Origin of the sequence: Candidatus Tenderia electrophaga, from assembly GCA_001447805.1 — a bacterium.
GTDB lineage: Bacteria > Pseudomonadota > Gammaproteobacteria > Tenderiales > Tenderiaceae > Tenderia > Tenderia electrophaga.
In genome coordinates, this window is the sequence record CP013099.1 from 3631078 (window position 1) to 3642500 (window position 11423).

Annotated in this window: 11 protein-coding genes (1 of these 11 running past the window's edge); 7 read left to right on the forward strand and 4 right to left on the reverse strand. The window is 60.2% G+C overall.

Annotation, left to right across the window (positions count from 1 at the left end; genetic code table 11):
• The first annotated feature begins 15 nt into the window (after nt 1-15).
• Nucleotides 16-2472 (forward strand): hypothetical protein, encoded by a 2457-nt coding sequence (locus tag Tel_16660; protein ALP54651.1) that lies wholly within the window; start codon nt 16-18, stop codon nt 2470-2472.
• A gap of 1 nt (nt 2473) precedes the next feature.
• Here the strand turns inward: Tel_16660 and Tel_16665 are convergent, their stop codons facing one another.
• The gene (locus tag Tel_16665; GenBank protein ALP54652.1) at nt 2474-3514 is read right to left on the reverse strand and encodes a hypothetical protein; all 1041 of its coding nucleotides are present in this window, start codon (nt 3512-3514) and stop codon (nt 2474-2476) included.
• Between the two features lie 29 nt (nt 3515-3543).
• Nucleotides 3544-4287 carry a hypothetical protein gene (locus Tel_16670; protein ALP54653.1) on the reverse strand — a complete coding sequence of 248 codons (744 nt, stop codon included), beginning with the start codon at nt 4285-4287 and terminating at the stop codon, nt 3544-3546.
• 227 nt (nt 4288-4514) lie between these two features.
• Here Tel_16670 and Tel_16675 point away from each other — a divergent pair, with 227 nt between their 5' ends.
• The 6 genes from Tel_16675 (at nt 4515) to Tel_16700 (ending at nt 9382) form a co-directional block, all read left to right on the forward strand.
• On the forward strand, nt 4515-5645 hold the full coding sequence (locus tag Tel_16675; GenBank protein ID ALP54654.1) for a hypothetical protein: 1131 nt from the start codon (nt 4515-4517) through the stop codon (nt 5643-5645).
• Complete coding sequence (locus tag Tel_16680; GenBank protein ALP54655.1) at nt 5645-6610, forward strand: cytochrome c class I; 966 nt, start codon at nt 5645-5647, stop codon at nt 6608-6610. The genes Tel_16675 and Tel_16680 overlap by 1 nt, the downstream gene beginning before the upstream one ends.
• 35 nt (nt 6611-6645) lie before the next feature.
• On the forward strand, nt 6646-7674 hold the full coding sequence (locus Tel_16685) for an N-acetyl-gamma-glutamyl-phosphate reductase (protein ID ALP54656.1): 1029 nt from the start codon (nt 6646-6648) through the stop codon (nt 7672-7674).
• A 28-nt stretch (nt 7675-7702) separates the two neighbouring features.
• Complete coding sequence (locus Tel_16690) at nt 7703-8416, forward strand: hypothetical protein (GenBank protein ID ALP54657.1); 714 nt, start codon at nt 7703-7705, stop codon at nt 8414-8416.
• An 86-nt stretch (nt 8417-8502) separates the two neighbouring features.
• A complete protein-coding gene (locus Tel_16695; GenBank protein ALP54658.1) occupies nt 8503-8925 on the forward strand; it encodes a cell shape determination protein CcmA in 423 nt (140 codons plus the stop codon).
• Nucleotides 8926-9019: 94 nt separating this feature from the next.
• The gene (locus Tel_16700; GenBank protein ALP54659.1) at nt 9020-9382 is read left to right on the forward strand and encodes an iron-sulfur cluster insertion protein ErpA; all 363 of its coding nucleotides are present in this window, start codon (nt 9020-9022) and stop codon (nt 9380-9382) included.
• A 53-nt stretch (nt 9383-9435) separates the two neighbouring features.
• Here the strand turns inward: Tel_16700 and Tel_16705 are convergent, their stop codons facing one another.
• Both Tel_16705 and Tel_16710 read right to left on the reverse strand, forming a co-directional pair.
• Nucleotides 9436-10548 carry an anhydro-N-acetylmuramic acid kinase gene (locus Tel_16705; GenBank protein ID ALP54660.1) on the reverse strand — a complete coding sequence of 371 codons (1113 nt, stop codon included), beginning with the start codon at nt 10546-10548 and terminating at the stop codon, nt 9436-9438.
• 6 nt (nt 10549-10554) lie between these two features.
• On the reverse strand, nt 10555-11423 hold the 3' portion of the coding sequence (locus Tel_16710) for a hypothetical protein (GenBank protein ID ALP54661.1). 448 nt of this gene lie beyond the right edge of the window; 869 of the gene's 1317 nt are visible here — the last part of the coding sequence; the start codon falls outside the window, past its right edge; it ends in the stop codon at nt 10555-10557.

Below are 11423 nucleotides of genomic sequence, written 5' to 3' on the forward strand. Positions count from 1 at the left end.
CGTAGGTAGTCGCTCGTGAAGAGTCTGGGAATCCGCCTGGCCCTGATTCTTTCCTCCGTGCTATTGGTATTGGTACTGCTGGCCGGTGTGTTGATCGAACGCCAGCTGACCCGCGCCATTCACAACGAAGAGGTCGATCAGGCCAAGAGCCATGCCCAAACCCTGTTGGCCAGTCTGCGCATCCTCATGCTCAACGGTCAGGGGGCGCTGGCGCGGGAATGGTTGGACAGCATGCACGGCGCCCCCGGCATCATCGACATCGAGGTGCTGCGCCGTAATGGCCGCGAGGCCTTTACCGATCTCAGCACCTTAAAGCGAGTCAACGATTTTCTCGGCGAAGCGGTGTTCGAGCGCCAGCCGACTCCGCCGCATCACGTGGATCAGCCCGCCCTGGGCGCGTTTAACCGAGCGCTGCAAGGCGAAGTGGCCCTGGATCTGCGTTTTGATGATGAGATCACCGTGTTGCAGCCCATCGAGGCCAGTAGCGAGTGCCTGACATGTCACGGTTACGATCCCAACCCCCTGCGCGGTGTGCTCAAGCTGAGCCTGTCGCGCGAAAAGGGCCTGGCGCGCATCCAATCCATGCGTGTCAGTCTCTGGGCCATCGCCGCCCTGCTGGTGGTGATTATCGGCTTGACGGTGCTGGCGGTGTTGCGCGTCAGCGTGCTCAAGCCCGTGAACCGGCTCAAGGACGCCATTATGCGGGTTGGTGAGCGCCAAGTGGAACTGCCCACCCACTGGCGCGATGAGCTGGGCCAGGTGGCGACGGTATTCAACGAAATGCAGCACCAGCTGGTGGCTACTGAAACCCGCATCCGCGCGGTCAGCGAAAACGCCTTCGACGCCATTATCACCGCCGACGAACAGGGCGTCATCGACAGCGCCAATCATGCGGTGGAGAAGATGTTCGGTTACCCGCCCGGCGAGCTGATCGGTCGCAATGTGGCCATGCTCATGCCCGAGCCCTATCGCGACGAGCATGACCGTTACATCGCCAAGTATCTGATGACCGGCAAGGGGCGTTTGATCAACAACCGCGCCGAGGTGGTGGGGCAGCGCAAGGACGGTACCACCTTTCCGCTGGAGGTCGCCCTGAGCGAAATGTTTATCGGCGCGCGCAGATACTTTGTGGCGGTGGCGCGCGACATCACGGAAAACAAACGCCAGACCGCGGCACTGCAGCACCAGGCCCTGCACGACGCGCTGACCGAGCTGCCCAACCGCAGCCTGTTGTCCGACCGCATTCGCCAGAGCATTCTGCTGGCCCAACGCGAGCATCACGAGCTGGCCCTGTTGGTGATGGATCTGGATCGCTTCAAGGACATCAACGATACCCTCGGGCATCAATATGGCGATCTGGTGCTGCAACAGATCGCCGAGCGTATGCGTCAGGCCCTGCGCGAGTCCGACACCATCGCCCGCCTGGGCGGCGACGAGTTCGCCATCCTGTTGCCCAACACCGGTCTGAACCAGGCCAGGGCCATTGCCGAGAAGCTGCTGCGCGTCACCGAAGAGCCGATCCTGATCGGCGATCAAATGCTACACGCCGGCGCCAGTATCGGCATTACCCTCTACCCCCAGCACGGTGAGGATGAGGTGACGCTGCTGCAGCGCGCCGACGTGGCCATGTATATGGCCAAGCGCCAGCACTTGGGGGCGGCAGTCTACGATCCTTCGTCCGACCAGCATAGCCTGCGCAACTTGGCCTTGCTGGGCGAGCTGCGCGGCGCCATCGAGCGGGATCAACTGATACTCCATTTCCAGCCCAAGGTGGATCTGCGCAGCGGCAAGGTGTACGGCGTCGAGTCATTGGTGCGCTGGCAGCATCCCGAACACGGTCTGATGTACCCGGACGAATTCGTGCCGCTGGCGGAGCAGACCGGCCTGATCGCGCCGCTGAGCCTGTGGGCGCTGAAGACCAGCCTGCGCACCTGCGCCCGTTATCGGTCCGGCGATATGGATCTGGATGTGGCGGTGAACCTGTCGGTGCGCAATCTGCAGGATCTGCGCTTCCCCGACAAGGTGGCCCAGCTGCTCGATGAAAACTGCGGCGAACCCGGCCGCCTGCGGCTGGAGATTACCGAAACCGCCATCATGGCCGACCCGGCCCGCGCCCTGGATGTGCTCAAGCGTCTCAGCGTCATGGGGGTCAAACTGTCAATCGATGACTTTGGTACCGGTTACTCTTCACTGGCACACCTGAAGCAGATGCCGGTGGACGAACTCAAGATCGACAAGCAGTTCGTCATGGGCATGCTGGAGGATGAAAGCGATGCCGTGATCGTGCGCTCCATCATCGACCTGGCCCACAACATCGGCATCAAGGTGGTGGCCGAAGGGGTGGAAAGCCAGCTGCTTTACCAGCGGCTCAAGGAGATGGGCTGTGACGCGGTGCAGGGCTATTACATGTGTCCGCCGGTGGCGGTGGACGATCTAATCGAATGGGTGAAATGCTCGCCTTGGCGGATATAAACTATTCTGATTGCTGCCCGGGGCTGTCTGTATCGAGTCCAATCGGCTTGTAAATATCCACCTTGCGGAAGAACTGGTCGGCGATATAGACCCGACCGTCCTCATCCACGTCGATGCCCGCCGGCAGCATGTAATTGCCCGGCGCGCTGGTCTGGCCGCGCTGGCCGATGACCATCAGCAGTTCTCCTTGCGGGGTAAAGATCTGGGCGTTGCCGAAGGCGGTATCAACGACGTAGACATTGCCGTGCGCGTCGGTGCTCACCCCTTTGGGACTGAAAAACTGGCCCGGGTAGCGGCCGATGCTGCCGAAGCTGAATTTGTGCGCGCCGTTCTCGTCGAAGGCCTGGATGCGGAAATTGCCCTTGTCCACCACATACACCGTGCCGTCGCTCGAGCTGCTGATCTGCAAGGGCAGATTGAACTGACCGTCGGCGTTACCGCGCGTGCCGATGGTGGCCAGATGTTCGCCGCTGCGGGCATCGAAGATGAACAGATGATGCGCCTGGGTATCCACGCCGCCGGTATCGATGACATAGACCTTGCTACCGTCCGGCGAGAGCGCCACCCCGGCGGGACGCTTGAACCATTCCTGACCGCCGATAAAGCGGCGAAAATGACCCTCCGCATCGAACACCACGATGCGCCGCGCACTGACATCGGCGACGAATACCTCGCCCTGGGCGGAGATGTCGATGCCCACGGGCTTGAACAGTTGGCCGGGTTTTTCGTCACCGAACTGTGCGTAGCGCTGGCCGGTGATATCGAACAGGACCACGGCGCGTTGCACCGTGTCGGTGACGTAGACACGGCCGTTGCGCACCGCCACGCCGTAAGGCTTGACCAGCCCCTTGATATCGTCCACCGCACCGGTAGCGTAACGGCGCAGCTTGGTGGCGGTGGTGACCGGTTCCACATTGGTGTTGTAGCGCAGCGAGCGCTCGAAAATGAAACGCGCTTCGTCCGGCGCTGCGGGATAGACCGGCGCTTCAAAGCTCTCTTTGGGCGGCGCGCTGCTGCAGGCCGCCAAGGCCAGCGGCAACAACGATAACAGCAGGCGTTTGAGGGACGGGCTTACTTGATATGACATGTTTCACATAGCCGCTCGGCGCCGGTTCTCAACAACAGGTTGACGTCGGGGTTGTGAACATTGTGACAGGTGGCGCATTCGACCTTGTTGTCGTAGATCTTGACGCCGTTGTCAAAACCGTATTCGTTATCCGGCGGGCGGAAGTCGATGTCTTTCGCATTCAGGCCGGCGTATTCCATGGAGATGGGGTGGTCGTTTTGCAGATCGGTGCCGATGTGTTTGATCTCAATGCTGTGAGCGGCCACGCCGTTGTGGCACTTGCCGCAGTTCATCAAGCTGTTGCCGCCGTTCAGGCGCAGGTGCAGAGAGGCATCCTCGCTGCTGTTCCAGGTATCGGGCTTGAACACGGTCATGTCCACCGCCAGGGTGCCGTCATGGCAGGACAGACACAGCAGGCTGATGGGGCTGGGGGTCTTGACCTTATTGTTGAGGGTACGCGAGTCATACAAATCGTAGACCGTATCCACCGCCGGCTGAAAACGATTCCAGCCCGGAATGCCGCCCAGTTCGGTGGTGTCGGCGCCTTCCTTTTCCGGCGGTAGATGGCAGTAGACGCAGGGATTGCCATAATCGGCGAAGGCTACGCCCGGCATGGCGACCACGCCGGCGCGCTCATTCAGGCCGGTGAAGTCGTGCTTGGAGCCGAGGATGGTGCCGGCCTGCAGCGGGGCCATGACCGCCAGTGCCAGGGCGGTCCCACCAATCAGGTTTTTTATCAGGCATTTCAACACAGTCGAGAACCATCTCTAAAGGCACAACTCTAACGCTCAAGGATACTAGCCCCTGCTTGGGTAGCGCAAATGATTATTTTAGGGGAAAATACCCCGCTTCTGGATAGTGGCCTGGCCTGCGCGGGCGGGTGAGGATAAGGCGACGCATGCGGTGTTCTCTGTATAATTTCCTGGTTTTAATCCCATTTTTTTCGATTTCCACAGTCGCGACTGCGGTCGAACCGGTGTCGCCGGCCGAGGCCGCCAAGGTCTATGAGGAAAACTGTCGCGTTTGCCATGGCGATGGCGGCGACGGCCAGACCCGCGCCCGTTTCGGGCTCAATCCTCAGCCGCGCGATTTCACCACCGCCGGGGCGGCTGCCGAACTTAATCGCGAACGCATGATTAGCTCCGTGGTGCAGGGCCGCGAAGGCACGGCCATGGTCGCTTGGAAGGACCGTTTGAGCATGGCCCAGATCGAGGGTGTGGTGGATTACATTCGTACCAATTTCATGCCCTTGGCCCCCGCCGAAGAGGCGCTGGCGACGACCGATCCTCGCCTGCAACTGGGTCGCCAGATCTACGAACAGAACTGCCGCGTTTGCCATGGCGACCGTGGCAATGGTGCCACCTGGACCAACTCGGTATTGAACCCGCCGCCGCGCAATTTTACCTCGCCTCAAGCGCGCCGCATTCTGACTCGCAAACGCATGCTGGCCTCGGTAACCTTCGGGCGTAAGCAAACCGCCATGATGCCGTTTGCCACCCGCCTCTCGGACGATGAGATCGGCGCCGTAGTGGACTACATCCGCGAGGTCTTTATGAAAGGACCGGTGGTGGCCGATGCCGGTATGACCGATCTGTCCGGTCAAGGCGCCATGGGCGGTCACGCCGGCGGCGGTCATCCGCGCGCGCCGTCATCCATCGGTGCCCACGGCATGGCGCCGGGCATGGCGCAGTCGCAGGAGCCGGTGGCCGAGGTGGATATGAGTGCCGGTTTTGCCGGCGAGCTAAAGGGCGATTTCGCCCGCGGTCGCCGCATTTATCTGAACAATTGCAGCACCTGCCACGGCGTACGGGGAGACGGTTTGGGGCCGCGGTCTTCCTTCATTCAGCCCAAGCCGCGCAATTTTCTCCATGTGGAATCGCGCACTACCCTGAATCGGCCGGCCCTGTTTCGTGCCATCGGTATTGGTAAGCCGGGCACGGTGATGCCGGCCTGGAGCAAGGTATTGTCGGCCCAGCAAATTGCTGACGTGGCCGAATTCGTGTTTCAGGATTTTATTCATCCCAATCCGGATGACATTGAGCCGCGCGTCGACCTGGATATGGATGCCGACGCGGCACCCATGGCGGATAAAAAAAAAGCGCCTTAATTGACGCGCAGCGGGCCGAGGCCATCCGCTCCACGGTGGAGATCGCCGCCGGCAGTGACGCGCGGACGGACTTTGAAAAGGGCCGCGATCTCTACAACTTCTACTGCTACTTCTGCCACGGCTATGCCGGTGACGCCAAGACCCTGGCCGCCACCTATTTGTCACCGCCGCCGCGTGATTTTACTGCCACGCCAATCGAAGAGCTAACGCGGGCGCGCATGATCAAATCCGTCAGCGACGGGCGTCCGGGGACCGGCATGGCCGGCTTCAAGCAGACCTTGAACACCGTACAAGTCGAGCGGGTGGTGGATTTTATCCGCCAGGCGTTCATGGGCGATGACAAGCCCAACACCCGCTATCACACCGCCGGCAACGGTTGGCCCGATCACGCGCGTTACGCCATCGCCTTTCCCTTCGCCACAGGTGAGATTCCCTTGGATACGCCGGTGGCTGAACTGACATCGCGGCAGCGCCAGGGGCGTGAGCTGTTCATGGACAGCTGCATTACCTGTCATGATCGCGCCAGGGTTGAGGATGAAGGGACGGCCTGGGAGCCGCGCGCGGTGTCCTATCCGCGCAGCGGATACAGCCATCGCAGGCCCGATGCGGTATCCGCCGCCACGCCGTATTCGCAACATGACCTGCCGCCGCAGGTGGATGACTTGTCGCCGCGGCAGCGCTTGGGCGAGTCCCTGTATCAGGATAATTGCGCCTTTTGCCATGCCGCCGACGGCAGCGGCCGGAATTGGATCGGCGCCTTTCTCGAGCCCCAACCGCGCAATCTGACGGACAAGGCGCAGATGCAGGGGATGACCACCGAGCGTCTGCAGGCGGTGATTCGCGACGGCCTGCCCAACACCACCATGCCGGCCTGGCGCCACGTGCTGAACCGGGCGCAGATCGAGGCCGTTGCCGACTATGTGATGCATGTGTTTGTGGAAAGCGCCGCGGAAGATGCACAATAGCGGGATTACCAGCGTCTATTCGGAGATTGAGCCATATGATCAAGGCAGGGATTGTGGGTGGCACCGGTTATACAGGTGTGGAATTGCTGCGGTTGCTGGCGGGCCACGCGCAAGTGGAATTGCAGGTGATCACCTCACGTTCCGAGGTGGGCATGTCGGTGGCCAACATGTTTCCCAACCTGCGCGGCAAGGTGGCGCTCAGTTTTAGCGAGCCCGACATGGATGCCCTGGCGCAATGCGATGTGGTGTTCTATGCCACGCCGCATGGCGTGGCCATGAAGGGGGCCGGTGAGCTATTGGCACGCGGCATCAAGGTGATCGATCTGGGGGCGGATTTTCGCATCAGGGATATCCCGACCTGGGAGCAGTGGTACGGCATGACGCATACCGCCCCCGAGTTGGCGGCCGAGGCCGTGTACGGATTGCCGGAGGTGAATCGTGAGGCTATCAAACAGGCGCGCCTGATCGCCTGTCCCGGCTGTTACCCCACCGCGGTGCAGCTGGGCTTTATGCCGCTGTTGGAGCAGGGCTTGGTGGATAAGAATCATCTTATCGCCGATGCCAAGTCCGGCGTCAGCGGTGCCGGGCGCAAGGCCAGTGTGGGCACCCTGATGTGCGAGGCCGCCGAGAGTATGAAGGCTTACGCCGTGTCCGGCCATCGTCATCTGCCCGAGATCCGCCAGGGACTGGTGCAGATGGCCGGTGCTGACGTGGCTCTGACCTTTGTTCCCCACCTGACGCCCATGATCCGCGGTATCCACGCCACGCTTTACGCCACGCTTAGCCACGATGTGGATCTGCAGGCGCTGTATGAACAGCGTTACGAGGCCGAACCCTTCGTAGACGTGATGCCGGCCGGTGCCCATCCGGAGACGCGCAGCGTGAAGGGCGCCAATCAGTGTCGCATCGCTATTCACCGCCCCGGCGGCGGCGACACCGTGGTGGTGTTGTCGGTGATCGACAACCTGGTCAAGGGCGCGGCTGGGCAGGCGCTGCAGAACATGAATATATTGTTTGGACTGGACGAGCGCGCCGGCCTCGAGACCATCGCGTTGTTGCCTTGATGCGCCCTTTGCGTGGACATGGTTGGCGATGAAATCCGGTAAGCTGATTGTCAAAAGCCATCGCCCCCGCTTGCGGCGTATCCTGATCGCAGCCGCTTGGTTAGGCGTGCTGGTGCTGGTCTGGGGCGCTTATGAGCTGGGGAATTATCAAGGCGGTTATAAACGTCTCGAGTTTGCCGCCGAGCGCGATCGTCTGAAAGCGGACTTGGCGGAACAGGCAAAAATCAATACCCAACTCAAAGAGCAGATTACGGTTGTGGAACGGGCCCAGGCGATTGACAGCGAATCTTATCGGGTGGTGCGCAACGATTTAAAACAGTTGCAGGAAGAAATCCTCGAGTTGCGCGAAGAGGTGGAGTTTTATCGCGGCATTGTTTCACCCACGGAGCGCCAGGCGGGGCTGAACATCCAGACCTTCAAACTGCAGCCGGCGGGCGAGGAGAGGCTCTATCATTTCGAGTTGGTGATGAGTCAGGTATTGAAAAACGATCGTTATGTCAAAGGCGTGGTCAAAATGTATTTGCAGGGGGTGCAGGAGGGCGAACCGCTGACGCTCAATTTCAGCGACATCACCCCCAATGACAGTGTCGATCGCGATTTTCGCTTTCGCTATTTTCAACGCATGGAGGGCGACATCCGCTTGCCGGAGGGTTTTTCGCCTCGTAACGTGATGGTGGAAATGGCGCCGCAGGGGCGCAAATCCATCAGCAAGTCGTTTCACTGGTCCACGGAAGCGAGTTGAACGGCGCGGGTTAAACTTGGACTGCCCTCACCCGATAACAGGGATAGGTAAGTACCTAACAAAATTTAACGGAGTATTCTCGGCTTATGTTCTCAAATCACAAAAAGCGGAAATCGACCAAGATCGACTCGTTGATCGGTCAAAACACGGAGTTAACCGGTGACGTGCTGTTTAGCGGCGGCTTCCATATCGACGGCAAGCTCAAGGGCAATGTCTGCGCCCATGAGCCTTCGTCGATGTTCACCCTAAGCGATCACGGCGTGGTGGAAGGTGAGGTGCACGTACCCAATATTATTCTTAATGGCACGGTCATTGGGGATGTCTATGCCAGTGAGCGGGTAGAGCTGGCGGCCAATGCCAAAGTCATCGGTAACGTCTATTACAATCTGATCGAGATGGCCATGGGGGCGGAGGTGAACGGCAACCTGGTCCATCGAGTGGAACCTGCGGCGGAATCCGTTGCCGAAATAGTGAGTCCCTCACAGGATGTGGCGTTGAGCTCCAAATAAACCGTGTTATATTTGTGGTTTAATGTTTTCCTGAGCGGGTTTCTAGGGTATAATCATTCCATCTTTCTTTTTACGTTGATTAAGGTAGTGTCCCATGACGACGACAGCGACAGCAGAAGTAGAGAACAATTCTCCAGTGCTCTTCAGCGGCAGTGCTGCCTCCAAGGTGCGCGAGCTGATCCAAGACGAGGGTAACGAGGCGCTCAAGCTGCGCATTTATATCACCGGTGGCGGCTGCTCCGGTTTTCAGTACGGTTTTACCTTTGACGAAAACGTCAACGAAGGTGACACCGTGGTGGAAAAGGAAGGCGTTAAGCTGTTGGTCGATCCCATGAGTTACCAGTATTTGCTGGGCGCGGAGATCGACTACAAAGATGACCTGGAAGGGTCTCACTTTGTGATTCGTAATCCAAACGCCTCAACCACCTGTGGTTGTGGGTCGTCCTTCTCGGTTTAAGTTCAGCGAATAATTTTTTTACAACGCCGGAGCCGTTCAGGCCCCGGCGTTTTTTATTGCCCGTCTAAATGTCCCGCATAGACGCCGCCCAGGATCACTGCCTCGCTGGCGCCGGTGACGTCGGGCAGATTGCCGGGCCGGTTTTCAAGGGTCTGCTGTGCCAGCCAGGCGAAGGCGGCGGCTTCCACCCAATCCGGCGCGATACCGAGCTCCGACGTGGTGGCGATGCTGATCCGACCCAAGCGTTGTTCCAGGCTGCGCACTAAGTGAGAGTTGTAGGCGCCGCCGCCGCAAATGAATAATTCATCCGTGTGCGGGGCATGAGCCTCGATGGCGGCGGCGATGCTTTCCACCGTCAATTGTGTGAGGGTGGCTTGGATATTTTGCGGCGAGTCGTCCAGGCTGTGCTGTTGCAGCCAATGCAGATTGAAATGCTCGCGCCCCGTGCTCTTGGGCGGGGGCGCGGCAAGGTAAGGGTCAGCCAGTAGGCGGAATAACAGCGCGTTGTTGACAGTGCCGCCTGCGCCCCAGGCGCCGTCCCTGTCGAAGCGTTCATCTCGATGTTGTTGTATCCAGTTGTCCAGCAGGCAGTTGCCGGGGCCGGTATCGAAGCCGAACACCGAGGTGTCTTGGTCCGCCGCCAGTACGGTGATGTTGGCGATGCCGCCAATGTTGAGAATGACGCGGTTGTGTTTCCCGGAGCGAAAGTAGCGATCATGAAAGGCGGTGGCGAGCGGCGCCCCTTGCCCGCCGGCGGCCATGTCGCGGCGCCTCAGATCGGCCACGGTGGTGATGCCGGTCAGCTGGGCGATACTGTTGGGGTCGCCGATTTGCAGAGTGAAGGGTGGGTCGTCATCAGGAGCGTGGAACACGGTCTGACCGTGGCTGCCGATGGCGGTGATATCGCCGGGCGTAAGCGTGTGCTCCCTCAGCAACTGCTTGACGGCGTCGGCGAAGAGTCTGCCCAGTTCCACATCCAGGCTGCCGAGTTCGCGGACGTTGAAGGTTTCGCTCCGGATGAGTCGCTGCAGCCGTTCCCCCAGTGGATAAGGAATCGGATGGCTGTGGCAGGCTACCAAGCGGCAGGCGTTGTCGCGCAAATCCAGCGCGGCCGCATCGATTGCGTCCATGCTGGTGCCTGACATCAGGCCGATGAAATAAGCCATACGACTTTAGAAATCAGAAGCCAGTGCGACGTTGGTTTGGCTGAGCAGGTCCAGGCTGGCGAGCAGCGGTGTGACGTGACTCTGGAAGTCCGCCAGGTACTGGCGCGGTAAGGGTTGTACGTCGGGCAGTTTGACCGTCAAAGGATTGCGGTGCACGCCGTTGATGCGGAATTCATAATGCAGGTGCGGCCCGGTGGCCAGGCCGGAGCTGCCGACATAGCCGATGACCTGTCCCTGCTTGACCCGCGAGCCGGTACGGAAGCCGCGGGCGTAGTTGGACAGATGGGCGTAGAGGGTACTGTAACTGCTGCCGTGCTGGATGATGACGGTGCTGCCGTAGCCGCCTTTGCGGCCGCGATGGATGATCTTGCCATCGCCGGTGGCCCTGACCGGGGTGCCGCGCGGGGCGGCGTAATCCACGCCTTTGTGGGCGCGTATGGTGTTCAGGATCGGGTGCTTGCGGCCCAGGCTGAAACCTGAGCTGATGCGCGAAAACTCCACCGGCGTGCGCAGAAAGGCCTTGCGCATGCTACGACCGTCCGGAGAGTAGTAATCGCTATGTCCGTCGGCATCGGTGTAGCGGATCGCCTGGAAGGGTTTGTCGCGATTGATGAAGGTGGCGGCGACGATCTTGCCATCGCGCACTTTCTCGCCGTCCAGAAACACCTCTTCATAAATCACGGCGAAGCGGTCGCCTTTGCGAATGTCCAGCACGAAGTCGATGTCCCAGCCGAAGATCCCGGCCAGCTCCATGGTCAGCTTGTCCGACAGGCCGGCGGCTTGAGCGCTGAGGAAAAGCGAATCGTTGATGACGCCGGCGGCCTGGGCGGTGCGGTATTCCAGCGGACGCTGCACGATTTCGGCCTTGAAGCGAT